Source organism: Amycolatopsis sp. AA4 (assembly GCF_002796545.1).
Classification (GTDB): Bacteria; Actinomycetota; Actinomycetes; order Mycobacteriales; family Pseudonocardiaceae; genus Amycolatopsis.
Map to the genome: position 1 here is coordinate 8,112,494 of NZ_CP024894.1, position 24,568 is coordinate 8,137,061.

The 24,568-nt window shown below is 70.0% G+C and carries 24 protein-coding genes and 1 riboswitch; of the genes, 11 read left to right on the forward strand and 13 right to left on the reverse strand.

Annotated features, from left to right (window positions below):
• The first annotated feature begins 36 nt into the window (after window positions 1–36).
• Window positions 37–870, forward strand: coding sequence for an alpha/beta fold hydrolase (locus CU254_RS37550; protein ID WP_009084752.1), 834 nt, complete (start codon window positions 37–39; stop codon window positions 868–870).
• Here the strand turns inward: CU254_RS37550 and CU254_RS37555 are convergent.
• The 4 genes from CU254_RS37555 to CU254_RS37570 are packed head-to-tail and all read right to left on the reverse strand — an operon-like array spanning window position 863 to window position 5,016.
• Window positions 863–1,648, reverse strand: coding sequence for an ECF transporter S component (locus tag CU254_RS37555; RefSeq protein WP_009084753.1), 786 nt, complete (start codon window positions 1,646–1,648; stop codon window positions 863–865). The two genes, CU254_RS37550 and CU254_RS37555, sit on opposite strands and share 8 nt — an antisense overlap.
• On the reverse strand, window positions 1,645–3,303 hold the full coding sequence (locus CU254_RS37560) for an ABC transporter ATP-binding protein (RefSeq protein ID WP_009084755.1): 1,659 nt from the start codon (window positions 3,301–3,303) through the stop codon (window positions 1,645–1,647). The genes CU254_RS37555 and CU254_RS37560 overlap by 4 nt, the downstream gene beginning before the upstream one ends.
• The gene (locus tag CU254_RS37565; RefSeq protein WP_009084757.1) at window positions 3,300–4,379 is read right to left on the reverse strand and encodes a CbiQ family ECF transporter T component; all 1,080 of its coding nucleotides are present in this window, start codon (window positions 4,377–4,379) and stop codon (window positions 3,300–3,302) included. Before CU254_RS37565 ends, CU254_RS37560 begins: the two co-directional genes overlap by 4 nt.
• Window positions 4,366–5,016, reverse strand: coding sequence for a hypothetical protein (locus CU254_RS37570; RefSeq protein ID WP_009084761.1), 651 nt, complete (start codon window positions 5,014–5,016; stop codon window positions 4,366–4,368). The genes CU254_RS37565 and CU254_RS37570 overlap by 14 nt, the downstream gene beginning before the upstream one ends.
• A 12-nt stretch (window positions 5,017–5,028) precedes the next feature.
• A riboswitch (cobalamin riboswitch) is annotated at window positions 5,029–5,159 on the reverse strand.
• 47 nt (window positions 5,160–5,206) lie between these two features.
• On the opposite strand from CU254_RS37570, the gene CU254_RS37575 reads away from it, so the two are divergent.
• Both CU254_RS37575 and CU254_RS37580 read left to right on the forward strand, forming a co-directional pair.
• Window positions 5,207–6,103, forward strand: coding sequence for a Gfo/Idh/MocA family protein (locus CU254_RS37575; RefSeq protein WP_037716133.1), 897 nt, complete (start codon window positions 5,207–5,209; stop codon window positions 6,101–6,103).
• A 60-nt stretch (window positions 6,104–6,163) separates the two neighbouring features.
• A complete protein-coding gene (locus CU254_RS37580) occupies window positions 6,164–7,003 on the forward strand; it encodes a GNAT family N-acetyltransferase (protein ID WP_199786093.1) in 840 nt (279 codons plus the stop codon).
• On the opposite strand, the gene arfB is transcribed toward CU254_RS37580, so the two are convergent.
• From arfB to CU254_RS37615, 7 genes are all read right to left on the reverse strand, one after another.
• A complete protein-coding gene (gene arfB / locus CU254_RS37585; RefSeq protein ID WP_009084765.1) occupies window positions 7,000–7,428 on the reverse strand; it encodes an alternative ribosome rescue aminoacyl-tRNA hydrolase ArfB in 429 nt (142 codons plus the stop codon). The two genes, CU254_RS37580 and arfB, sit on opposite strands and share 4 nt — an antisense overlap.
• 33 nt (window positions 7,429–7,461) lie before the next feature.
• Window positions 7,462–8,532, reverse strand: a complete 1,071-nt coding sequence (gene purM, locus CU254_RS37590; RefSeq protein ID WP_009084767.1) for a phosphoribosylformylglycinamidine cyclo-ligase — start codon at window positions 8,530–8,532, stop codon at window positions 7,462–7,464.
• Between the two features lie 31 nt (window positions 8,533–8,563).
• On the reverse strand, window positions 8,564–10,111 hold the full coding sequence (gene purF, locus CU254_RS37595; RefSeq protein ID WP_037716136.1) for an amidophosphoribosyltransferase: 1,548 nt from the start codon (window positions 10,109–10,111) through the stop codon (window positions 8,564–8,566).
• 686 nt (window positions 10,112–10,797) lie between these two features.
• Window positions 10,798–11,187: a hypothetical protein gene (locus CU254_RS37600; protein WP_037716139.1), complete on the reverse strand. Its 390-nt coding sequence runs from the start codon at window positions 11,185–11,187 to the stop codon at window positions 10,798–10,800.
• Complete coding sequence (locus CU254_RS37605) at window positions 11,174–11,413, reverse strand: DUF397 domain-containing protein (protein WP_009084772.1); 240 nt, start codon at window positions 11,411–11,413, stop codon at window positions 11,174–11,176. The genes CU254_RS37600 and CU254_RS37605 overlap by 14 nt, the downstream gene beginning before the upstream one ends.
• 475 nt (window positions 11,414–11,888) lie before the next feature.
• On the reverse strand, window positions 11,889–12,767 hold the full coding sequence (locus CU254_RS37610; protein ID WP_037354011.1) for a helix-turn-helix transcriptional regulator: 879 nt from the start codon (window positions 12,765–12,767) through the stop codon (window positions 11,889–11,891).
• A 167-nt stretch (window positions 12,768–12,934) separates the two neighbouring features.
• Entirely contained in the window at window positions 12,935–13,315 is a 381-nt protein-coding gene (locus CU254_RS37615) for a sterol carrier family protein (protein WP_009084775.1), read from the reverse strand.
• 59 nt (window positions 13,316–13,374) lie between these two features.
• On the opposite strand from CU254_RS37615, the gene CU254_RS37620 reads away from it, so the two are divergent.
• Together CU254_RS37620 and CU254_RS37625 are read left to right on the forward strand one after the other, a co-directional pair.
• Window positions 13,375–14,028 (forward strand): type VII secretion system-associated protein, encoded by a 654-nt coding sequence (locus tag CU254_RS37620; RefSeq protein WP_037716141.1) that lies wholly within the window; start codon window positions 13,375–13,377, stop codon window positions 14,026–14,028.
• Between the two features lie 116 nt (window positions 14,029–14,144).
• Window positions 14,145–14,936, forward strand: coding sequence for a lysozyme (locus CU254_RS37625; protein WP_369871193.1), 792 nt, complete (start codon window positions 14,145–14,147; stop codon window positions 14,934–14,936).
• 46 nt (window positions 14,937–14,982) lie between these two features.
• Here CU254_RS37625 and CU254_RS44725 read toward each other — a convergent pair whose 3' ends face one another.
• Window positions 14,983–15,117, reverse strand: a complete 135-nt coding sequence (locus CU254_RS44725; protein ID WP_255409789.1) for a hypothetical protein — start codon at window positions 15,115–15,117, stop codon at window positions 14,983–14,985.
• Between CU254_RS44725 and CU254_RS37630 the strand changes: the two genes are divergently transcribed.
• From CU254_RS37630 to CU254_RS37645, 4 genes are all read left to right on the forward strand, one after another.
• On the forward strand, window positions 15,110–16,000 hold the full coding sequence (locus tag CU254_RS37630) for a lysozyme (protein ID WP_037716144.1): 891 nt from the start codon (window positions 15,110–15,112) through the stop codon (window positions 15,998–16,000). The genes CU254_RS44725 and CU254_RS37630 overlap by 8 nt on opposite strands.
• A 186-nt stretch (window positions 16,001–16,186) precedes the next feature.
• Entirely contained in the window at window positions 16,187–17,044 is an 858-nt protein-coding gene (locus tag CU254_RS37635) for a hypothetical protein (RefSeq protein WP_037716146.1), read from the forward strand.
• A 4-nt stretch (window positions 17,045–17,048) separates the two neighbouring features.
• Window positions 17,049–17,990, forward strand: coding sequence for a pentapeptide repeat-containing protein (locus CU254_RS37640; protein WP_009084784.1), 942 nt, complete (start codon window positions 17,049–17,051; stop codon window positions 17,988–17,990).
• 16 nt (window positions 17,991–18,006) lie between these two features.
• A complete protein-coding gene (locus CU254_RS37645; protein WP_009084786.1) occupies window positions 18,007–18,669 on the forward strand; it encodes a nitroreductase in 663 nt (220 codons plus the stop codon).
• Window positions 18,670–18,710: 41 nt separating this feature from the next.
• On the opposite strand, the gene purL is transcribed toward CU254_RS37645, so the two are convergent.
• Window positions 18,711–21,017 (reverse strand): phosphoribosylformylglycinamidine synthase subunit PurL, encoded by a 2,307-nt coding sequence (gene purL, locus CU254_RS37650; RefSeq protein WP_037716148.1) that lies wholly within the window; start codon window positions 21,015–21,017, stop codon window positions 18,711–18,713.
• Between the two features lie 176 nt (window positions 21,018–21,193).
• On the opposite strand from purL, the gene CU254_RS37655 reads away from it, so the two are divergent.
• Together CU254_RS37655 and CU254_RS37660 are read left to right on the forward strand one after the other, a co-directional pair.
• Window positions 21,194–22,828 carry an ABC transporter ATP-binding protein gene (locus CU254_RS37655; protein WP_037718620.1) on the forward strand — a complete coding sequence of 545 codons (1,635 nt, stop codon included), beginning with the start codon at window positions 21,194–21,196 and terminating at the stop codon, window positions 22,826–22,828.
• Entirely contained in the window at window positions 22,825–24,567 is a 1,743-nt protein-coding gene (locus tag CU254_RS37660; protein WP_009084791.1) for an ABC transporter ATP-binding protein, read from the forward strand. The genes CU254_RS37655 and CU254_RS37660 overlap by 4 nt, the downstream gene beginning before the upstream one ends.
• Window position 24,568: the final 1 nt, after the last annotated feature.

Here is a 24,568-nt window from a genome sequence, read left to right on the forward strand (position 1 = left end):
CTGTGCCCGGCCGGGCGGCTCGCTTGACTGTGCGGCATGACTTCGACGTTCGTCTTCGCCGCCGGTGCCAACGGCGTGTCCGCCGCCCCGCCGGAACTCGTGCTGCGCGGATATCGCGGGGTGGGGGTGCCGCAGCCGGAACAGCAGTTCCGGCGGTCGTACCAGGCTCCGCAGGATCTCGGCGCGTTCGCCACCGAACCGTCGGCGCTGGCCGGCGTGACCGTGGCCGACCAGGTCGCGTCCACGGTGGACGTCGTGCGCCGGGCCGCGGAGCTGGGTCCGGTCGTGCTGGTCGGGTCGAGCATCGGCGGCGCGCTGGTCACGCTCGTCGCCGAAGAGGTCCCGGAGCTGGTGTCGGCGCTGGTCTACGACGCCGCGTTCTGCTGCGTCGCGCTGCCGACGCCGGAGGAGTACCTGGCCACGCCCGAAGCCGCGACGTCGCAGGTCGGGGCGATGCTCGGGTTCCTCGCGGCCGATCCGGCGGTGGTCGGGGTGATGCGCTTCAACTGGCGGTCTTCCTCGGCGGAGGCGCTGGACGCGGCGAAGGCGGCGCTCTGCGCGGACGCCACCGACGGCGAGTTCTACGCCCTGCTCAACGCGATGGCTCCGGACGACATCATCGGCCGCAGCGCCACCGACTCGCGCGGCACGCCGGAACGCTGGGGCCGCGTCCCTCGGCACTACGTCCGGCATCTCCAAGACCACCTGGTGCCGCTCGCCCTGCAGGACCGGATGATCGCCGAGGCCGACGCGCGAACGCCCGGCAACCCGTTCGAGGTGCACGACCTCGACACCTCGCACTTCCCGAACGCGGCCGGGATGGCTCAGTTCGTCGAGGTGCTGGACAAGGTGGGCCAGTCGCTCAGGTGAACGACGCTCGTCGGGCGGCCCGGCGCAGCACCGTCAGGATCGACGGGCCCAGCACGAGGATCGCGACCAGATTCGTGAGCGCGCGGCCGGTGTCCCAGCCCAGGGTGGAGGTCAGCACGGTGAAGACCAGGAACCGGTGCAGGTTGTCGCCGAGCGGGCCGCCGGGGACGAAGTCCAGCGCGGTGTGGTTCGCCAGGAACGGCCAGGTGAACAGGCTCATCGCGAGGCCGTAGAAGTAGGCGGCGACCACGCCGTAGAACGCCAGCAGCGCGATCTCCGACCGGCCCTTCGCCCGGCGCGGCAGCAGCCCGGCACCAAGGCCGACCAGGGAAGACGCCAGCATCTGGAACGGCAGCCAGGGCCCGACGCCTCCGGTGAGCAGAGCGGACGCGAACAGCGACGTCGAACCGAGGACGAACCCGAAGCCCGGCCCGAAGACGCGTCCGGCCAGCACGAGCAGGAAAAACACCAGCTCGATCCCGCCGGTGCCCGCGCCGAGCGGGCGCAGCGCGGCGTTCACCGCGGACAGCACGCCGAGGAGGGCGAGTGCCTTCGCGTCGAGTCCGCCGCTGGACAGTTCGGCCAGCACGATCAGGATCAGCACGGGCAGCGTCACGAGAAAAACGAACGGCGCGTCGGTCACGTGTGCCGAGGTGCCGACGGTGCTGCGGGCGAGCAGCGGCCAGCAGAACATCGCCAGCCCGACCACGACGGCCACCGTCAGCACCAGCGCCGTGCGGTGCCGGATGCGGACGGCTGGGCCCAGGAAATCGGTCACGCCAGCGCCTTCGCCACCGCGTCCACGGTCAGCCACGGCTCCGGCGCGAGGATCTTCGCTACCTGCGGCGCGAAGGCGGGCGAGGCCACGACGACGTCTGCGGTCGGGCCATCGGCGACTACTTCGCCCTCGGCGAGGACCACGACGCGATGCGCGGCGGAGGCGACGAACTCGACGTCGTGGGTGGCCAGCAGCACCGCATGCCCGGCGGCGGCCAGATCGGCGAGGATGGTCGCGAAGTGCCGTTTCGCCGGGTAGTCCAAGCCGCGGGTCGGCTCGTCCAGCAGCACGACCGGCGGGGCGGCGGCGAGTTGCACGGCCAGGACCAAGGCGAGTCGCTGGCCTTCGGACAGGTCGCGCGGGTTGGTGTCGTCTTCGATGCCCGGCACGAGGCGGTCGAGCAGCTTCCGGGCAGTCCCCGCGTCGACGCCGGATTCGACGTCGGCTTGGCGGCATTCCGCCCCGACCGAATCGAGATACAGCAGGTCGGACGGGGTTTGCGGAACCAGTCCGACGCGCGTGCGGGCCGCTCGCGACCGGAGCGTCTTCGGGTCCGCGCCGAGGACGTCGACGATGCCGTCGGAGCGGGGTCCGCTGCCCTGCAACGCCCACAGCAGCGAGGACTTGCCCGAACCGTTCCGGCCCATCAACGCGACGACCTCGGCGCGGTTCAGCCGCAGGTCAACGCCGCGCACCGCGTTCACGCCGCCGTATCGGACCCGCACCCCCTCCGCTTTGAGCACCGCCTCCCCAGAGCGCCCCAATGCCACATTGGGTGCATGCGACGCACCCAAAGTGGCATTCGGTGCGTCTGACGCACCCAATGTGGCATTGGGGCGGCGCTCGGCTAGGCGTTCCCGAAGCGGGCGGGCGAGACGGCGGGCGTCGCGGACCGAGAGCGGCAGCGGCGACCAGCCCGCGAGTCGGCCCAGTTCGACGATCGGCGGCGCGACGTCGGTCTCGGCGAAAACCTCCGCGGGCTGGCCGGAGACCACGGTGCCGTCGCCGGGCAGGTAGAGCAGGCGGTCGGCGTACTGCGCGACGCGTTCCATCCGGTGCTCGGCGACGACGACTGTCGTACCCAGGTCGTGCACCAGGCGCGTGATCGCGGCCAGGACTTCCTCGGCCGCGGTCGGGTCGAGCGCTGACGTCGGTTCGTCCAGCACCAGCACGCTCGGGTGCGCCGTGAGCACCGCGCCGATCGCGACGCGTTGCTGCTGCCCGCCGGACAGCGTCCGAAGTGGACGGTCACGGAGTTCGGCGATGCCCAGCAGATCAAGGGTTTCCTCGACGCGTTTGCGCATCACATCCGGCGCGACAGCGAGCTGCTCCATCGCGTACGCCAGTTCTTCCTCGACGGTGTCGGTGACGAACCCGGCCAGCGGATCCTGTCCGACCACGCCGACGACCGACGCCAGTTCGCGCGGCGGATGCGTCGCGGTGTCGAATCCGGCCACCTTGACGCGCCCGGTCATCGTGCCGCCGGTGAAATGCGGGACGAGGCCGTTGATCGCGCCGAGCAAGGTCGACTTGCCGACCCCGGTGCGTCCGGCGACGAGGCAGAGTTCGCCCTCCTCGATCGCCAGGTCCACGTCCCGGAGCACCGGCCGGTCCGCCCCGTCGTAAGTGACGCTGACGTGCGAAAACTCGATCATCGGGCGACCTCCGACACCAGCGCCGGACGCGGCGCGAACCAAGCGGGCAGCACGCTGACCAGTACCGCGACGGTCGGCAGCAGCGGCAGCTCCGGCCAGGTCAGCGGGCTGGCCGGGGTGGTGAGCGAAACGGGGTCGGCGAGCAGCACGAGCACCGCGGTCGCGACGCCGCACAGCGAGACCAGCGTTTCCGGCAGCCGCCACGGATCGGGCCGGTAGGTCGTGCGCCGGATCTGCCGTCCGCCCAGCACGAATCCGGCGGCGGCAAGGACCAGACCGGCGAGAAGCATGGGCACCCCGAGCCACGACGCCGAGCCGTCGAGCACGCCGTAGACCCCGACCGCGACGCCGACCAAACCGGCCAGCACGCAGGTCGCGATCAGGATCCGGACGCGCGGCGAGAGGTAGCTGCGCCGTCCGTAGCCGCGAGAGTCCATGGCCGCCGCGAGCTGCAGAGACCGGTCCATAGCGTCGGCGAGAACCGGCACGAAAATCCCCTTCACGAACCGCAGGCCGCGCGTCTTTCCGGAGCGCAGCCGACGCGCGCGGCGCACCCGCTGCACGCTCTCGACCAGCTGCGGCGCGACGGACAGCGCGACGGTCACCGCCGTCCCCACCTCATACAGCGCCCCGGGTACGGCCTTGAGCAGGCGTTTCGGGTTCGCCAGCGCGTTCGCGGCACCGACGCAGAGCACGATCGTGGCCAGCCGGAGCCCGTCGTACAGCCCGCCGAGCAGCTCCTCGGCCGAAGTGGGGCCGAGGAGCTGAATGCCGGCCGCGACGCTCGGCAGCGGGATGGTCGGCAGCGTGAACAGGACGTGGCCGCCGTCCTCTCCGCCGATCAGGATCCGGAACAGCACGCGCGAGGCGAGAATGACCCCGGCGATCCAGGCGTACATCCGGAACGCCATCGCCCACGGCGCGTCGCCGCGGCGGAGCACCACGACGAACCCGGCCACCGCGATTACGAGCGCGAGCAGGACCGGGTTCGTGGTCCGGCTCGCGGCGACGGCGAGCGCGAGCGCCCACACCCACCACGCGCCGGGATGGAGCGCTCGCGGACTACTCCGCGGCACGCCTGCGGCGCACCGCGACGACCGTCCCGGCCACCGCGAGCAGCACGACGACCACGATGCCGAGCACCACGCCCCACGGGAACCCGCTGTCCGAAGTGGACGCTGGGGCCCGCGCGGGCGCGTTGGCCTTGCGCACCGGCTCGGTGCGCGGCGGCGGATACTCGGTGTAGGACTTGCCGATCGCGAACGACCAGCCCTCGAACGCACCGGCCAGTGGCTTCCAGCTCTGCGCGCCGACCTGCGCGGACTCCCATTTGCCGCCGTTGGCGGCGGTCCAGAAGCTCCACGAAGCCTTCTCCGGCGGCATGCCGGTGCAGGTCTGGTCGGCGGGCTTGCCCTCGATCTTGCACATCACCGCCAGGCCGTATTTGCCCGCGCCGGTGAGTTCGAAACCAGCGTTTTGCAGGGCGGTGACGCCGTTTTCCTGCTTGCCAGGCGCGCACCGGATGAGGGTTTCGCCGCCCAGTCCCTGGAAGTCGACGACCACCGTGACGCCGTTGTCGTCCTGGCAATAGCCGTCGGCGCCCTTGCCGGGCGTGGTCGCGGAGGCGGAGGACGCCCCGCCTAAACCGGTAGCGACGAGAAGAGCGCAGCCGGCGAGGACTCGCCCCCAGAGCCGCGCGTGCACGAACCGCATGTCAGATGTACCTCGCATCGATCGGACCACGACGGGCGATCCGGCTCGCGGTCCCACCCGGGGCCGCTCACGGTTGCGGGCCAGCGCCGGATTCTCACCGGCTTCCCCCGTTCGTGGCGAAGAACTTGTCGACGTTAACGCACCGCAGGCTCCGCCGGAAGCGACCGCGGACACACCTACACTTCCGGGCGTGGGACAGGACCAATTGCGCGTCGGCCTCGTAGGAACCGGACCGTGGGCCACCACGGTGCACGCCCCCGGGCTCGCGGATCATCCAGGGACCGTGCTCAGTGCGGTGTGGAGCCGCCGTCCGGAAGCCGCGGCCGCGCTGGCGCAGGCCTACGACGCGGTGCCGACCAGTGCCCTGGACGAACTGTTCGAGCAGGTCGACGCGCTCGCGTTCGCCGTGCCGCCGACCGTGCAGGCCGAGCTGGCGACCCGGGCCGCGGAGGCGGGCAAGCACCTGATCCTGGAGAAACCGATCGCCTCCGACCTGGCTGCGGCGGAGCGGCTCGCCGACGCCGTGACGTCCGCTGGCGTCGCTTCGCTGGTGATGCTGACGCTGCGGTTCGCCCAGCAGACGCGCGATTGGCTGGACGGCGTGACCGCGGCTGGCGCCTGGCGAGGCGGCAGCGTGCGCTGGCTGTCCGGCGCACTGCTCGCCGGCAAGTACGCGACCTCGGCCTGGCGGCAGGACCCGGCTGGCGGCGCACTCGCCGACATCGGCCCGCACGCGTTCGACCTGCTCGACGCCGCTCTTGGCCCGATCACCAACGTCCTCGCCGCGCATCGCGGTCCGGAAGACCTGTGGCAGCTCCTGCTTGAACACGAGGGCGGCATCACGAGCACCGCGACGCTCAGCCTGCGCCTGCCGGTTCAGCCGACGGTGGTCGAGTACTCGGTCTTCGGCGAACACGGCTTCCGCACGCTCGGCCGGACCGGCACGGCGAACGAGGCGTACACCGCGCTGCTGGACGATTTCGCCGCGATGGTGGCGTCCGGAACGACCACGCATCCGTGCGATGTCCGGCGAGGCGTGCACCTGGCTCGGATCGTCGACCAGGCGCGTGCTGCGCTAGACCGGTAATTCGCTTGCCCGGTCTGAGACGATGAACGGGAAGTTCGTTTCGGACGAAGGAATGCCTATGTGCTCCGCCACGGCCCACTCCGGCCGCGTGGCCTGAGCTGCCTGCGCGCCCGGCGTTGGGTTGCCGGTTTTCGTGCTTCCTTCTTCCCCGAAAGGCTTCCACCCAAGATGTCCGCCCTTCAGGCCTACGTCCGCGCGACCGCACCGATCGGCCGCGACACCCAGCGAATCGGCCCATTCCTGGCGACTTTCGCCCGGAACAGCTCGCATCCGATGGAGAACTACGCCATCCCCGACGACGGCGCGCAGCCCTCTTCCGCCGAGATCGCTCTCCTGATTTCCGCTTACCGGCAACGGAATCTCCTGCCCCGGCTGGAGTTCTTCACCGACGCCGGTCCCGACGTGGAGAATTCCCTTGCCACTGCCGGGTTTACCCTCGAACGCCGAGTGCCGGTGATGACCTGCACCGCCGACGATCGCGTGGATTGTGTTGCGCCAGAACACATTCAGCTGCGCGAACCGTCGTCCGACGACGAATTCCGCCGCTTGCGGTCCGTGCAGAACGTCGCCTTCGGCGGGTCGCCGGAGGTGTCCGACGCTGAGATTGAACGCAACCGCGAACACCTGACCGTCCTAGCCGAACACGACGAAACCATCGTGGGCGGCGGAATGGCGCTGGATATCGTTTACGGGACAACGGAAATCGTCGGCATCGCAGTAGCCGCGTCCCATCGAGGCCAAGGCGTCGCAGCGGCAATCACCGCCCACCTCACGCGCCTCGCTCACGAACGCGGTGCGCGGACGGCGTTTCTTACGCCGGGCGAGGTCGGAATCGGGACGGTGTATCAGCGAGCTGGCTACCAAGTCGCCGGTGAGTGCGTGCACCTGTCGCTGAGCTAGTCGTCGTACCGGCCACCCCGGCCGCGCTTTACGTCGCTGCGCCGTTTCTTCGCCGCCAACCGGCGTTCCTTCGAGCCTCGCGAAGGCTTGGTGGGACGCCGTTTGGCCGGCGGCGGCGCGGAGGCTTGCGTCAGCACCTCCGCCAACCGCTCCCGGGCCGCGTCGCGGTTCATCAGCTGGGAGCGGTATTCGCTGGCCGCGATGGTCAGCACTCCGCCGACCAGGCGGGCGCCCAGCCGGGCCGTGATGCGTTCTTTCAGCGCGGGCGGGATCACGGCGGAGCCCGCGACATCGAACGACAGCTCGACGCGCGAGTCCGTCGTGTTCACGCCTTGTCCGCCCGGTCCCGAGGATCGGGAGAAGCGCTCTCGCAGTTCGGCGCCCGGGATCACGAACCGGGCGCCGACGCGTACGTCCTCCGCCATGTCCTCAGTGTCTCAAGCCGGGGCAAGCGGCTTTCAGAACCGCGGGTGGTCGCCGGACAGGACCGCGCGCGGACCGTCCGGGTCTTCGGCGGGCTGGATGTCTCCGAGGATCCACGCGGGCACGTGCCGCGCGGTGAGCACCGCCAGCGCCCGGTCGACGTCCTCCGACGACACGATCGCCACCATGCCGACGCCCATGTTGAACGTCTTCTCCAGCTCCGCGCGCTCGACCTTGCCGCGCTGGCCGATCAGGGCGAACACCGGAGCGGGCGTCCACGTGCCGCGTTCGAGCTTCGCGACCAGGCCGCGCGGCATCACGCGGGCCAGGTTCGCCTCGAGACCGCCGCCGGTGATGTGCGCGAACGTGCGCACCTCGGTCTCGGCGACCAGCGCGAGGCAGTCCTTCGCGTAGATCTTGGTCGGCTCGAGCAGTTCCTCGCCGAGCGTGCGGCCGAACTCCTCGACGTGCCCGTCCAGCGGCATCCGCGCGATGTCCAGCAGCACGTGCCGGGCCAGCGAGTAGCCGTTGGAGTGCAGCCCGGACGAGCCCATCGCGAGCACGACGTCACCAGGACGGACCTTCTCCGGCGACAGCAGCGCGGACGCCTCGACCGCGCCGACGCCGGTGGCCGACAGGTCGTAGTCGTGCTCGCCCATCAGGCCGGGGTGCTCGGCCGTCTCGCCGCCGAGCAGCGCGCAGCCCGCCTGGACGCAGCCCTCGGCGATGCCGCCGACCAGCGCCGCGATCTTCTCCGGCACGACCTTGCCGACCGCGATGTAGTCCTGCAGGAAGAGCGGCTCGGCCCCGGTGACAACCAGGTCGTCGACGACCATCGCGACCAGGTCGATGCCGACCGTGTCGTGTTTGTCGAGCGCCTGCGCGACCGCGATTTTGGTGCCGACGCCGTCGGTCGACGACGCGAGGATCGGCTCTTTCCACTTGTCGAGCTTGAGGGAGAAGAGCCCGGCGAAACCGCCGACCCCGCCGCGCACCTCGGGCCGGGTGGCCCGCTCGGCGTGTGGCTTGAGCAGCTCGACGGCCTGGTCACCGGCGTCGATGCTGACCCCGGCGGCTGCGTACGTGGCGCTCGTGGACTCGCTCACGGAAGCGGACTCCCTACTGGACATGCTTGGTTCACGGACGCCGGACGGCGTCTTCGGCACCGTACCCGGCGGCGCTGACCGGAGTCGCCGCGCCACCGGCGGCGTCCATGCTTTCGAGCAGGTGCTTGCCGATGAGCGCGTCCTCGGGCAGCGGAATCGGGTACTCGCCGGAGAAGCAGGCCGTGCACAGCCGCGACTTCGGCTGCTCCGACGCCGCGACCAGGCCGTCCAGCGAAATGTAGCCGAGCGAATCGGCCCCGATCGAACGGCGGATGCCGTCGAGGTCGACCCCGTTCGCGACGAGTTCGGCGCGCGAGGCGAAGTCGATGCCGTAGAAGCACGGCCACCGCACCGGCGGCGACGCGATCCGCACGTGCACCTCGAGCGCGCCGGCCTCGCGCAGCATCCGCACGAGCGCGCGCTGGGTGTTGCCGCGGACGATCGAGTCGTCCACCACGACCAGGCGTTTGCCGCGGATGACGTCGCGCAGCGGGTTCAGCTTCAGCCGGATGCCGAGCTGCCGGATGGTCTGCGACGGCTGGATGAAGGTGCGCCCGACGTAGGCGTTCTTGACCAGACCGGTGCCGTACGGCAGGCCCGAACCCTGCGCGTACCCGATCGCGGCCGGGGTGCCGGATTCCGGAACGGGCATCACGAGGTCGGCGTCGACCGGATGCTCGGCGGCCAGCTTGCGGCCGATCTCGACGCGCGTGGCGTGCACGCTGCGGCCGGCGATCGACGTGTCCGGACGGGCGAGGTAGACGTACTCGAACACGCAGCCCTTGGGCTCCGGGTTCGCGAACCGCGACGAGCGCAGCCCCTCGGCGTCGATGGCGATCAGCTCGCCCGGCTCGACCTCGCGCACGAACGACGCGCCGCAGATGTCGAGCGCGGCGGTCTCGCTCGCCACGACCCAGCCGCGCTCCAGCCTGCCGAGCACCAGCGGGTGCACGCCGTGCGGGTCGCGAGCCGCGTACAGGGTGTTCTCGTCGGCGAAGACCAGGCAGAACGCGCCCTTGAGCGTCGGCAGCAGCTCCAGCGCGGCGGCCTCGATGCCCTTGTCCGCGGCGTTCGCGGCGAGCAGGCCGCAGACCAGGTCGGAGTCGCTCGAGGACCCGGTGAGCCCGGCGTGCGGCTTCAGCCCCGCGGCGACTGTGCGATCGCGCAGCTCGGCGGTGTTGACCAGGTTGCCGTTGTGCGCGAAGGACAGGCCGCTGCCGGTGTCCGTAGTGCGGAAGATCGGCTGGGCGTTCTCCCAGATCGTGGCCCCGGTCGTGGAGTACCGGCAGTGCCCGACGGCGATGTGCCCCTGCAGCGACTGCAGGACCTGCTCGTCGAAGACCTGGCTGACGAGCCCGAGGTCCTTGAAGACGACGATCTGCGAGCCGTCCGAGACGGAGATGCCCGCTGCCTCCTGCCCGCGGTGCTGCAGGGCGTAGAGGCCGTAGTAGGTGAGCTTGGCGACTTCTTCCCCGGGAGCCCAGACGCCGAAGACGCCGCACTCCTCACGGGGTTCCGGGTCGGGTTGATCTGCGTGATCTTCGGGTCGAGCAGGACTGGCGGAGGGGTCGGAAACCACCGGGAAGCTCCCAGGAAGACGTGGGCGGGCCGGGTTCAAGTGTAAGGGGTGGATGAGGTGGGGAGTGGGGTTGCGGCGTGGTTCTGACCACTACGGGGGAGATTGTGGTGAGCGGTGCTCTGTGTTGTGAGCAGGGGTCTTCGGCTCGTCGCCTGGCGGCGACATTGCTGTCGTTGGGCTGGCAGGCACCCCGAAGCCGAGTGTGCTGACGGTCTGAGGGTGGTTGTCAAGGCGGGAAAGATGCCTTGACAACCACCCTCAGACCGCAGGGAGGCTTCGCATCGGGGTGCAGGGCGGGGGGTGGCTGCATGGGGCTTTGGGTTTGCGGGCTGCGGTTCGGGGTGCGGGGTTGGGAGGTCCGCTCGCGTTGGGGGTGTGGAGGGCTGGCGCCCCGGTGTGGCGTTGGGGCGCATCGCTGCGGGCTGCGGGCGGGCGGCCGTGAAGGGCTCCTTGAGGGAATCTAGGTCTGGGAAGGGGCCCCTCACGGACTTGCGCGGGTCGTGAGGGGAACCCTGAGGGACTCAGAGTCCGTGAAGGTGGCCCTCACGGCGCGCGGCCGGAAGCACGTGCGGCGGGCGGGGAGGGCAGAAATGAGCCAGGCCCCGTACGAAGTGGATTGGGCCACTTCGTACGGGGCCTGAAATCTGGGGCACCGGTGGGGAACAGCGCGCGGAGAGATCGATGGATCAGCGGGCAGCTAGCCACTTCGAGCGGCCGCCTCGCCCTGGGACCCAGCAGCCGTTCGCGGGGGCTGCGGGAGCGGCCGATGGGCGCTCGGGGAGGGCCAGCACTTCGCCCAGTACCTGGCTTGCTTCGCCGCGCGAGCGCCACAGCGTGGACGTCGGGGCGAAGATGTTCTGCTCGCCGCCAGGGAGGCGAGTGGCTTCGACGTCGTCTTCCGCGTTCAGGCGGACCACGTCTACCACGTTGTCGTGGACTCGCACCCCGACCACGGCTTGCACTTCGCCCGCTCCGTTCGTCGGGTGGACGAACTGGTAGCCGCGGGCGATGAGCTGCTGCAGGCCTTGGTCCAGGTCGAAGCCGGAGTCTGCGACGCTGGCCTCAGCCGAGGACATCGTCGAATTCGCCGTCCTTCGCGCCGGCGAGGAACGCGGCCATTTCCGCACGCGTGTAGACGAGCGCCGGGCCCTCCGGGAAACGGGAGTTCCGCATCGCGATCTCGCCCGAGACCAGCGGGGCCACTTCGACGCAGTTGCCCACCGCGCCGCTGTAGCTCGCCTTGCGCCACTGCGCGCCGGTCAGACGGTCGGCCGGAATACCGTTCTCGAACCGCTCAGCCATGATGCCACCTTCCGGGAAGGACGATGAAAAGCTCAGGAATCTGCATGTGCATCTGCCTGTGACTTCGACGCTAGCACGCGCGCATGCAGCGGTAAATGCACGTGCAGAATTTTCTGCAAATTTCTCACTGCGTGACGACACGGTTCAGTAGAAGTTCCCAGACAGGTGATTCGAGCACTACCCTAATGGGTTAATAATTACCTTGGGTCACGATATTGGCAGTCGGTTAACGCAGTGCGTTCGCCACTCGCCGTCGCCGGGTGCAGTGGGTGAATGGGGAACACTCAACGTGACGTCCGAAGCAGGACTTCGCGAGACGGAGAACCGGGTCGGCGGAACGCGGTTTCCGGACTTATGCACGTTCGGTGAGGTGAATGCGGGCCGGGCGTTCGCTATTCGACTGCCCATCGCTCGGATGGGCGGGAATTCTCGACGGGGAGAATTCATCGGAGGAAGTGCGGGAGGCGACGAGCGCTCAGATCTCGGCCTTGCGCTTGGCGATGCGGGCCCGGCTGCGTTCGGGCGTCTCCGCGTCGACCGCGAGCAGGTCCAGCGCCCGGCCGTACTTCTCGATCTCGTCGCGCTTGTCCAGGTAGTGCGCGCCGGTCAGGTACTCGACGTAGACGATGTTCGGCAGTTCCGCCTCCGCGAAGCGCAGCAGCGAGAACGCGTGCTCCGCCGACAGACCGCTTCGGCAGTACGGCAGGATCTGCACCGACACGTGCGGCAGCGTGGTGACCTCGAGCAGGTACTCCAGCTGCTGCCGGAAGACCTTCGGGCCGCCGATCGGCCGGTACAGCACCGATTCGTCGAGCACCGCCCAGATCCGCGGCGCGTCCGGGCGGGCCAGCATCTTCTGCCGCCGCATGCGCAGGGCGACCAGCTGGTCCACGCGTTCGTCGGCCATCTCCGGGCGGCCGTGGCTGAAGATCGCTCGCGCGTACGGCTCGATCTGCAGCAGGCCCGACACGAACAGCGGCTCCCAGATCTGGATGCGGGACGCCGCCTCTTCCAGCCCGACGAGGTCGGTGAACCATCCGGGCACCGTCTCCCCGAACTTGCGCCACCAGCCCGCTTCGTTCGACTGCTTGACCATGTCGAGGAACGCTTTGCGCTCCTCCTCGTCGGAGACGCCGTACATGGTGAGCAGGTCGGCGACGTCGCGTTCCTTGAATCCGACGCGGCCGAGTTCCAGCCGGGAGATCTTGGATTCCGAACCGCGGATGTTGTAGCCCGCCTGCTGGCGCGTGATCCCGGCTTCCTCGCGCAACCGGCGAAGCTGCGAGCCGAGGATCATCCGGCGCGCTGTCGGGCCGAGGCTCTGCTCGCCGGCGGACACGCCTACCGCGTTCATGACCAGGGCCCTTCCATCGCCGCTTGTTCTACTGGGAGTCGGAATCCGACCACCCAAAGTACACGCAAGACCCTGCCCCGGACAGCACGGCACAGGCCTCGGCTCAGGCGATTCTACGGAGTGTGTGCCTCAGAAGACACACCTGAGAGAACAATCGGCGCGGAAAATCAGATCCGCACGACCGGAAGCCAGTGCGAAAGGTCCGCGCGGCTGCCCGAGGCGGACACGCGGGCGGCGCCGAGCGCGTCGTCCCAGTCCAGGAGGCCGGTGGCCAGTTCCAGCCACGTCCGCGGGTCGGTCTCGACGACGTTGGGCGGCGTGCCGCGGGTGTGCCGCGGGCCCTCGATGCACTGCACCGCGGCGTACGGCGGCACCCGGACCTCGACCGTGTGCCCGGGTGCGTCCTGGGCGAGCGTCCGCAGCGTCGCGCGCACCGCGGCGGCCAGCTCGGCCCGTGCCGGATCCGGTCCGGCGCCGCGCAACCAGTCCGAAACGGCCAGCACCGCCGCCCGTAACTGAGCGGGATCGACCGAACGCGAAGAGGCCATGCGACAACAGTAGAGTGGCCGCGGACGGACTTTCAGGCACCCGGCACCGAGGGACGGCGATGGCGCAGCGGGACGAGGCAGATCGGATGGTTTCCCGGACCCCGGCGGGCAAACGCGCGCGCCGGAACGCGTACCCCCGCCGCGGACCGCAGGGAAAGCCCGAGATCACTCCCGAGATGCGGGCCAACGCGCGGACCAACCCGAACAGCTGGCTGTACGTCATCGACGAGGCCTTCGACGCCCGCGGCCCGGTGCCGTCATGGGCGGTCGTCGGCGCGTATCCGGTGAACGGGACGGGAGAGGTCGTCGAGGACTTCCACCCCAACGACCGGTACCGGCCCTCGCCGAAGGCGCTCGGTTTTCCCGAGCCGCGCAACGAACTCGAGCGGCTGCTGCAGATGGTCCGGACCGAACACCGGCCCGCCGAGGACCTGCCGCGCGTCATCCTCGACTCGACGCTGCTGGTCTACGCCCTCTCCCCGGTGCAGCGCACGGTGATCGGCTTCCACAACGCCGACGGCCGCGTCATGGTGCCGGCGTACACGTCGAAGTCGCTGGTGCCGCGAGAATGGCCGCACGCCCGCGCGGTGCTCGGCCGCGACATCGTCGGCCTGCTCGCCGGACATCCGCTCGCGATCAACCCGCACGACCTGATCACCGCCGTCGTCCCGGCCGAGCACCTGCTGAAGGCACTGGCCGAAGAGCGGCGCTGACCTGGGCAGACCACTCTGCCGAGTGATCATGATTCGCCGAAACCCCCGCATCCGGGCATCGTGACGCAGTAGGAGTACATGCGTCCGGTGAGGAGTCCTGGGTGAAGCGTCATCTGCTGCTGCGCTGGAGCGCGGTTCTCTTCGCCGGGATCACCGGCACGTCCCTGTGCGAAACCGCGGAGGCGGCGCCCAGCTACGCCGGGGCCGCGGACAACTACGCCGGTTCGCAAATCGCGAAGCACGAAGGCGTTCTGGGCGCGCCGAACATCGCGTACACGACCGAAGATCAGTACCTCGGCCACGACGTCAGCGGACACCAGGGCCCGGTCGACTGGCCCGCCGCGGCCGGAGCAGGCGCGAAGTTCGTGTACGTGAAAGCGACCGAGGGCACCGGGTTCGTGAGCGGGCAATTCACCCAGCAGTACAACGGTTCCTACCAAGCCGGGATCGTCCGCGGCGCCTACCACTTCGCGCGCCCGGACGTGTCCGACGGAGCCGCGCAGGCCAACTACTTCCTCGCGCACGGCGGCGGCTGGTCGGCCGACGGCAGGACGCTTCCGGGCGCGCTCGACATGGAATACAACCCCTACGGCGAAACGTGTTACGGCAAGGACGCGAACGGGATGGTCGAGTGGGTCCGCGCGTTCTCCGACACCTATCGCGCCCGCACCGGACGGCTGCCGACGATCTATACGTCGACGAGCTGGTGGAAACGCTGCACCGGAAACAACCCTTCTTTCGGAGGGAATCCGCTGTGGATCGCGCGCTACAACTCGTTCATCGGCGAACTTCCCGCGGGCTGGGGACAGCACGCCATCTGGCAGTTCTCGAACAGCGGGACCCTGCCCGGGGACCAGAACTGGCTCAACGGAGCCCAAACAGCGCTACGCAATCTGGCATTCGGGTGAACGTTCGTGACGGCGTCACGAATTAGTCATCACCGCCCGATGAAAATCACCCACCCGCCCATTCATCTTCACGGAACTTGATGACAAACGACGATTCGTCCTCAAGAATCTCCCCCGTGGCGGCTACCTGCACATAGCCGCCCTCCGCGAGGGTATCTGTGAAGGGATCGACGATGTCCACTTCCCGAAGAGGGCGGCGCACCGCGCTGCTGTCCGCTCTGACCGTCCCGGTTGTCGCGCTCCTGCTCGGCGCGTCGACGGAGGCGATGGCCGCCCCGGCGGCTTCCCCGCTTTCGACGCGGGAGATCAACGCCGTCAACGCCGACATCCAGGCGAACAACCACACCATGGGTTCGCAGATCCGGCGCGTCGAGGGGGATCAGTCCACCCCCGACACGAAAGCCGCCGCGCAGCAACCGCAGCCCGCGGCCGCGCTGCCGAACCAGGTGGCGGCCACCGTCGCCGGCATGGACGTCGCCAGCTACCAGGGCAACGTCGACTGGGGCAACTGGTGGGGCCAGGGCAAGCGATTCGTCTGGACCAAGGCGACCGAGAGCACGAACTACACGAACCCGTACTTCGCGCAGCAGTACAACGGTTCCTACAACCAGGGCTTCATCCGCGGCGCCTACCACTTCGCCACCCCGAACACCTCCAGCGGCGCGGCGCAGGCGACCTACTTCGTCGCGCACGGCGGCGGCTGGTCGGGAGACGGCAAGACGCTGCCCGGCGCGCTGGACATGGAGTACAACCCCTACGGCGCGACCTGTTACGGCCTGAGCAAATCCGCGATGACGGCGTGGATCAAGGACTTCCACGACACCTATCACGCGAAAACGGGGCGCTGGCCGGTGATCTACACTTCGACGAACTGGTGGAGCCAGTGCGTCGACGGCGATTTCTCCAGCACCGCGCCGCTGTGGGTCGCGCGGTACGCGTCCTCGGCGGGCACGCTGCCGTACAACTGGGGTTACTACACCGTGTGGCAGTACACCTCCAGCCCGCTCGACCAGGACACCTTCAACGGCGCCTACGACCGGCTGCAGGCACTCGCCAACGGCTGACCTGACGGCGCGCACGGACGCGGCTCCCGGTTCTCCCCTCCTCCTGCCGGGCGGGGCGGCCGGGAGCCGCTTTTGTGCGAGCTTTACCGGCCTTGCACAATTGCAGACCTGGGGCGGAGACGGAACCGCCTGAGCCGGCGGGGCGTCAGACCGCGGCGCGAGTCGGTGCAGCAGGAAGGCGGAACCATGACTTACCCACCGCAGCCCGGACAGGGCGGGGACCCCTACGGCCAGGGCTGGCAGCAGCCCGGCTCGGGCGGGGTGCCGCAGCAGCCGGGGTGGGACCCCAACCAGGCGCAGCCGCAGCCGGGATGGGACCCGAACGCCCAGCACCAGCAGCAGCCCGCCTGGGACCCGAACGCTCACCAGCAGCCGCAGCAGGGCTGGGACCCGAACGCTCAGCAGCAGTACCCGGGGTACCAGCAGCAGCCCTACCCGGGCACCCAGCAGTTCCCGCAGCAGGGCTGGGACCAGGGGCAATACCCGGGCGGACCGGGCGGCGAGCCGCCGAAGAACAACAAGACCGGCCTGTGGATCGGCATCGCCGTCGCGGTCGTCGTGGTGGTCGCGCTGGGCATCACCGGCTTCGTCGCGCCGGGGTTCTTCCTGAGCAAGGACGACAAGGGCAGCTCGCAGGCCCAGCCGCCGGCCCCGGCCCCGTCGCCGTCCCAGTCGTCGGAGGCCCCGCTGCCGAGCGACTCGTCGTCGCCGTCCACGGATTCGAGCGACGACCCCGGTTCGAGCGGGGCGTCGGGCGAGGCGAAGCAGGTCATCGACAACTTCCTCGCGAAGCTCAACGCCAAGGACGCGGCCGGGGCGACCTCGCTGGTCTGCCAGGGCACCGAGAGCATGTCGAAGAAGAGCATCGACGAGACCACGAGCGGCGACCCGCAGCTCACGCTCGGAAAGGTCACCGCGGGCAGCGCCACGACGAGCGCCCGGATCACCGGCACGCTGTCGGGCAAGGACGCCAGCGGCACGATGGTGATCATGAACCGCGGCAGCGGTGCGTGCGTGGGGCTGTACCTGATCCTGGCCTTCTGATCCGGTGCGCTCGCCGCTGCTGTGGACGCTGATCGCGTCCGTGGCACTGCTGTGCGGGGTCGGCGGCTGGCTGCTCGCCGACCCCGCGACCAGCCGTAGCGAAGCGCTGAAAACCGGTGGTCTCGCCGGTGGCGCGGTCGTGGCGCTGTACGCGTTGTGGCTCAACGATCGCCGTCGCCGCGTCGAAGAAGCGCGGCAGGTGATCGAACAGCAACGGCACGACGTCGACCGGGAGCGGATCTCCGACGAGCGATTCGCCAAGTCGGTGGAACTGCTGGGGCACGAGGCCGATCAGGTGCGCGTCGGGGCATTGCACGCGCTGGCCGGGCTGGCGCGGACGCGGCCGGAGTATCGGCAGACCGTGCTGGACGTGCTGTGTTCCTATCTGCGGCGGCCGTTCACGCATGGCCGCTATGCCAAGTCCGAGAAGAGCGGCACGCCGGAAGAGGAACGCGAGCTGCAAGTGCGGCTCACCGCGCAACGGCTGATCCGGGACCTGCTGCCACCGTCCGATGTGGACGGACCAGGGCCGGACCTCGACCTGACCGGCGCGGTGCTCGAGTATTTCGATCTTTCCCACCGCCGGATCGGCAGTCTGCTGCTGCGGCACGCTTCGCTGTACAGCAGCACGAATCTCGGCGGATGTGTCTTCACCGGGCAGGTCTACTTCACCGCCGCGGGCACCGGTCCCGGCCGCCTCGTCGGCATGTTCCGTTGCCGCAAAACGACTTTCCTCGACCGCGCCTGGTTTTCCGGCACCGCGTTCTCCGAACGGGCGGATTTCTCCGACACCACTTTCGCCGGGCGGACCACCTTCAAGGGCGCGACCTTCGCGAAGGAAGTTCTGTTCGACGGTGCGACATTTTCGGATTCAGCGGAAGTGCAGCTGCCGGACGGCTGGAAGCTGGAACCGCGAAATGGCGGATATGCAGCGGTGCCGATCTGAGTAGCATCAAGAAACCGTGGACGTCTACGAAGCGGTGCGCTCCCGGCGCTCTGTCCGCGGTTTTCTCGGCGAGCCGGTACCCAGCGAAGTCCTGACCCGGGTCCTGACCACGGCCTTGCGCGCCCCGTCCGGGGGAAATCTGCAGCCGTGGCGGGTTTACGTCCTGTCCGGCGCGAAGCTGGCCGAGCTGAAATACCTGGTCGGGCAGCGCATCGCCGACGGCGATCCCGGCGATCCGCCGCCAGTGCTGCCCTACCCGCGGGAACTGCCCGAGCAGTACGCGCGGCGGCTCGAAGAGCTGGGTGCGCTGCGCTACGGCGCGGTCGGAGTGGCCCGGGAGGACCATGCGGGCCGCGAGCGGGTCCGCGTCCGGAATTGGGACTGCTTCGGCGCCCCGGTCGCACTGTTCTGCTACTTGAACGAGCAGATGCTTCCGCCGCAATGGCTGGACGCGGGGATGTTCCTGCAGACCGTGATGCTGCTGCTGCGCGGCGAAGGGCTCGACAGCTGCGCGCAGATCGCGTGGGGCCGGTACCACCGCAGCGTCGCGGAGATCGCGGAGCCGCCGGCCGGGTACGTCCTCGGCTGCGGCATGTCGATCGGATATGCCGATCCCGACGAGCCTCGGCCGGCGATTCCCCGGGCAGAGCTGGCGGAGGCGGTCACCTTCCGCTCGTGAGTGCCTGCGCCGTTCTGACCAGCGCAGGCACTCACGAGGGCTCAGTCGAACAGCGCCGGAAGGGTCTTCTCCCAGGTCTCGCGCAGCTCGTCGAGGGAGAACTCCGTGATGCCCTGGATCTCGAGCGTGCCGGAATCCGGGTCGACGACGCCGGTCTTGCGCCACGGCAGGCCGCGCGCGGTGCACATCTCGGTGAACCGCAGTTCCTCCGTGCGCGGGACCGCCACGAGCACGCGGCCGGACGACTCGGAGAACAGCTGCACGAACGGGTCCTGGTCGCGGTCGAGGAACACGCGGGCCCCGCACTGTCCAATGAGGACAGTCTCGGTGAGGGCCTGCGCCAAGCCGCCGTCGGAGAGGTCGTGCGCGGCGGAGATCATGCCGTCGCGCGAACCGGCCACGAGGATCTCGCCAAGCAGCTTCTCGCGGGCCAGGTCCACGCGGGGCGGGACGCCGCCGAGGTGGCCGTGCAGTTCGCGGGCCCAGGCCGAACCGTCCAGCTCGTCGTGGGTTTCGCCGAGCAGCAGCAGCGTTTCGCCGGCTTCCGCGCCGATGCCGGTCGGGATGCGGCGGGTGACGTCGTCGATCACGCCGAGCACCGCGATCACCGGGGTCGGCAGGATCGCCGTGTCGCCGGTCTGGTTGAAGAAGCTGACGTTGCCGCCGGTGACCGGGATGCCCAGCTCGACGCACGCGTCGGCGAGACCGTGCACGGCCTGCTCGAACTGCCACATCACGCCCGGGTCGGTCGGGGCGCCGAAGTTGAGGCAGTCGGACACCGCGACCGGGGTCGCACCGCCGGTGGCGACGTTCCGGTACGCCTCGGCCAGCGCGAGCTGCGCGCCGCGGTACGGGTCGAGGTAGACGAACTTCGCGTTGCAGTCGGTGGCGACCGAGACGCCGCGGTTGCTCTCCTCGTCGATCCGGATCATGCCGGAGTCGGAGGGCTGGGCGAGCACCGAATTGCCGCGCACGTAGCGGTCGTACTGCGCGGTCACCCATTCCTTCGACGCCTGGTTCGGCGACGCGATGAGCTTCAGGAAGTCCGCGCGCAGTTCCTCGGGGGTCGACGGACGCGGCAGCTTCGCGGACGTGTCGGCGATCAGGCCGTCCTGGAACGCGGGGCGCTCGATCGGGCGGTCGTACACCGGGCCCTGGTGCGCGACGGTGTGCGCGGGCACGTCGACCACGATCTCGTCGTTCCAGGTGATGACGAGGTGCTCGCCGTCGGTGACCTCGCCGATGTCGGTGGCGATGACGTCCCATTTCGCGCAGACGGCCATGAACGCCTCGACGTTCTCCGGCGCGACGACCGCGCACATGCGCTCCTGCGATTCGCTGGAGAGCACCTCGGCGGGCGTCATCCCGGTGGCGCGCAACGGAACCCGGTCGAGGTAGATGTGCATGCCGCCGTCGCCCGCCGCGGCCAGCTCGGACGTCGCGCACGACAGCCCGGCCCCGCCGAGGTCCTGGATGCCGACGACCAGGTTCTCCTTGAACAGGTCGAGGCAGCACTCGATGAGCACCTTCTCGGTGAACGGGTCGCCGACCTGCACGCTGGGCAGCTTGCGCCGCCCGGACGCGGATTCGTCGCCGGAGAAGGTGTCGCTGGCGAGCACGGACACGCCGCCGATGCCGTCGAGGCCGGTGCGCGCGCCGAACAGGATGATCTTGTTGCCGGCCCCGGACGCGAACGCCAGGTGCAGGTCCTCGGTCCGCATCGCACCCACGCACAGGGCGTTGACCAGCGGGTTGCCCGCGTACGACGGGTCGAAGACCAGCTCGCCGCCGATGTTCGGCAGGCCGAGGCAGTTGCCGTAGCCGCCGACGCCCGCGACCACGCCGGGCAGCACGCGCTTGGTGTCCGGCGCGTCGGCCGGGCCGAAGCGCAGCGCGTCCTGCACCGCGAGCGGCCGCGCGCCCATCGCCATGATGTCGCGCACGATGCCGCCGACGCCGGTGGCCGCGCCCTGGTACGGCTCCACATAGGACGGATGGTTGTGGCTTTCCACCTTGAAGGTGACCGCCCAGCCGTCGCCGATGTCGACGACGCCCGCGTTCTCGCCGATGCCGGCCAGCATCTTGGCCTTCATCTCGTCGGTGGCGGTCTCGCTGAAGTAGCGCAGGTGCTTCTTCGAGGACTTGTAGGAGCAGTGCTCGCTCCACATCACCGAGTACATCGCGAGCTCGGCGTCGGTGGGCCGGCGGCCGAGGATTTCCCGGATCCGCGCGTACTCGTCTTCGGCGAGGCCGAGTTCGACGTACGGCTGGCTCGTTTCCGGGGTCGCCGCGGCCACTGCGGTGGTGTCAACTGTGCTGGTCACGGTGTCCGTGTCAGGGTTCGCCACAGGCTCCAGACTACGTGTCGGCCGGGTCACACCCGCAGCCGCCCGCCCTGGTCCCGGGAAGGTCCGTGAAGGGCTCCTTGAGGGAATCAGATTCCCTCAAGGAGCCCTTCACGGACCGTTCGCCTGGGGATAAATCAGTCGCGCCGGACAGCCCCGGCGGCTTAGCGTCAGTGATCGTGCTTTCCGCCACGTACCGCTTTCCCGAGATCCGACTGCCGGAACACCCGACGCCGGTCCGGTACCTGCTGGCGGTCCTGCGCGCGCGGCCCGGGCTCGTCCTCGCCGCGATCGTCACCGGGGCCGGCTGGTCGCTGCCGAGCGCCCTGCTGCCGCTGGTGATCGGCCGCGGCGTGGGAGCGATCGCCGCGGGCGACTCGGCCGCGCTGGGCCGCTGGGCGCTGGTCGCGGGCGTGCTCGGCGTGACGCAGGCGCTGCTCGGCACCGGTCTGCACTTCGCCTCGTACGGCCTGTGGATGCACGGCGCGGGCAGCACGCAACGCCTGGTCACCGACCATACGACCCGGCTCGGCGCGTCCCTGCGCGACGCGACCAGCACCGGCAACGTCGTCGCGGTCACGTCGTCGGACATGAACTGGGTCGGCAACGCGTTCGAGGTCGTCGGTCGCACATTCGGGTCGATTGTCGCGTTCGTGGTGATCGGGATCGCGATGCTCGGCACTTCGCCGGTGCTGGGCACGGTCGCCCTGGTCGGCGTCCCGCTCGCGGTGCTCGGCATCGGTCCGCTGCTCGCGCCGCTGCAGAAGCGGAAAACGGCGCAGCGGGAGAATCTGAGCGACGTGAACGCACTCGGCGCGGACATCGTGTCCGGGCTGCGGATCCTGCGCGGCGTCGGCGGCGAACGGCGGTTCCTCGCCCGGTTCCGCGAGGCCAGCCAGCTGGTGCGGCGCTCCGGCGTCGAGGTCGGGCGCAGCGAAGCCTGGCTCGCCGGCGCGGAGGTGCTGCTGCCCGGGCTGGTCACGGTGGCGATCACCTGGCTGGGCGCGCGGCTCGCGCTCGACGGCACGATCGGCGTCGGCGAACTGGTCGCGTTCTACGGTCTTTCGGCGTTCCTGGTGGTGCCGGTCGCCACGGCGACCGAGCAGGTCAGCTCGCTCAGCTCGGGGTTGGTCGCGGCGCGCAAGGTGTGCGGGCTGCTGGCCCTGCGGCCGAAGCTCGCCGAGCCGGTGTCGCCGCGGCCGCTGCCGGAGGGTCCGCTCGAACTGGTGGACACCGCCAGCGGCATCCGGATCGCGCCGGGCAAGCTGACCGTGGTCGATCTGGGCGCCGAGGCGGAGGCGATCGCCGCGCGGATGAGCCGGTTCGCCGACGCGGACGAGGGCGAGCAGGTGCTGGTCGGCGGGGTGCCCGCGGATCGCGTCGCGCTCGCCGAACTGCGCCGGCGGGTGGTGTACGCGCACAACCAGGACCTGTGGTTTTCCGGGGTGCTGCGCGATCAGCTGACGCCGGAGCATCCGCGCGAGGTCGACATCTTCTCGGCGCTGCACGCGGCGGACGCCGAGGACATCATCGAGGCCCTTCCGCGCGGAGTCGACGAGCTGATCGGCGAACGCGGCCGCGAGGTGTCCGGCGGACAGCGGCAGCGGCTGAGCCTGGCCCGTGCACTGGCGATGGACTCCGACGTGCTGCTGCTCGACGAGCCGACCTCGGCGGTCGACGCGCACACCGAAGCCCGGATCACCCGGCGCACCAAGGAATTGCGGGCCGGAAGGACCACGGTGGTGTTCAGCCAGAGTCCACTGTGGAGGAACGTGGCCGACGAGGTCGTCCACGGAAAGGCAGTGACGGTATGACGACGCGGCTCCCGCTGGCGTCGAAACGCGACGTACGGCGCTGGGCGAAACGCGTGGCGGTCGAGCACCGGCGCGAGTTTTCCGTGATGCTCGGGCTGTTCTGCCTGGCCACGGTGGTCGGGCTGGCCGGGCCGCAGCTGCTCGGCAGGCTCGTGGACGGCGTGGTCGAGCACGGTCCGACGCTGCAGGTCGATCTGCTGGCCGTGGCGTTCGTGGTGGTGCTCGTGCTGCAGGCGTGGGCGAGGAAGGCGGCGCGGCTGCGCGGCCGGATGTTCGGCGAGCGCGTGCTGGCGCAGACCCGCGAACGGTTCGTCACGAACGCGCTCGGCCTGCCGCTCGGCACTGTCGAGGCGGCCGGCACCGGCGACCTGCTCAGCCGGGCGACCAGCGACATCAACCGGCTGGACGTCGCGGTGCGGTTCGCCGCGCCGGAAATCCTCATCGCCGCGGTGACCGTGCTGTTCACGACGATCGCGATGATCGTGACGTCGCCGCTGCTCGCGCTGGCCCTGCTGGTCGCGATCCCGTTGCTGGTGCCGGTGAACGTCTGGTACCAGCGGAAGATCCCGACCGCGTTCGCGTGGATGCTCGACCGCTGGGGCGACCTGCAGTCGATCACCCACGAGACCGTGGAGGGCGCGCGGACCACGGAGGCGCTCAGCCTCACGCGGCGGCGCATGCGCGCCGGGCACCACGCGCTCGACCAGGCGACGCTCGGCGAACGCCGGATGCGGGCGCTGCAGATGCGCTGGCTGCCGACGCTGGAGATCAGCTACGTCCTGCCGATCGCCGCGCTCCTGCTGCTCGGCATGTTCGCCTACAGCCAGGGCTGGGCCGGGCTCGGCACGATCACCACGATGCTGGCGTACGCGCAGGCGATGACCGCTCCGCTCAGCGAGGCGATGTTCTGGCTGGAGGACCTGCAGGTCGCGATCGCCGCGACGCGCCGGATCATCGGCGTGCAGCCGGCCGAAGCGGCGGACAAGGTGACCGCCGCGCCGCGCGGGCGCGACATCGAGGTGCGCGACGTCCGGTTCGGCTACACGGCCGATCGCGAGGTGCTGCACGGCATCTCGCTGAGCGTGCCGCGCGGCGAACGGCTGGCGATCGTCGGACCGTCCGGCGCGGGCAAGTCCACACTGGGCAGGCTGCTGGCCGGGATCTCGGCGCCGACCGCGGGGTCGATCCAGGTCGGCGGCACCGAGGTGTCGACGCTCTCCGACGACGTGCTGCGCGGCGAGGTTCTGCTGCTGACGCAGGAGCACCACACGTTTTCCGGGACGCTGCGGGAAAACCTGGCTCTTCCAGCCCGGCGCGACGGCGGGGACTGGACCGACGAGGAACTGATGGCCGCGCTCGCGTCCGCCGGCGCGGCGGAGTGGGCGGCCGGACTGCCGGACGGGCTGGACACCAAGCTCGGCTCGGGCGCGTACGCGGTTCCGGCCGGTCTCGCGCAGCAACTGGCGCTGGCCCGGGTCGTCCTGGCCGACCCGCACACGCTGGTGCTGGACGAGGCGACGTCGCTGCTGGACACCGGTTCGGCGCGCGAACTGGAACGGTCGCTGAACGCGGTGCTCGAAGGCCGCACGGTGATCGCGATCGCGCACCGGCTGCACACGGCCGCGGCAGCCGACCGGGTCGCGGTGGTCGAAGGCGGGAAGATCACCGAACTCGGCCCGCACGAGGACCTGATCGCGGCGGGCGGCCCGTACTCGCGGCTGGTCGCGGCGGCGAGCTGAA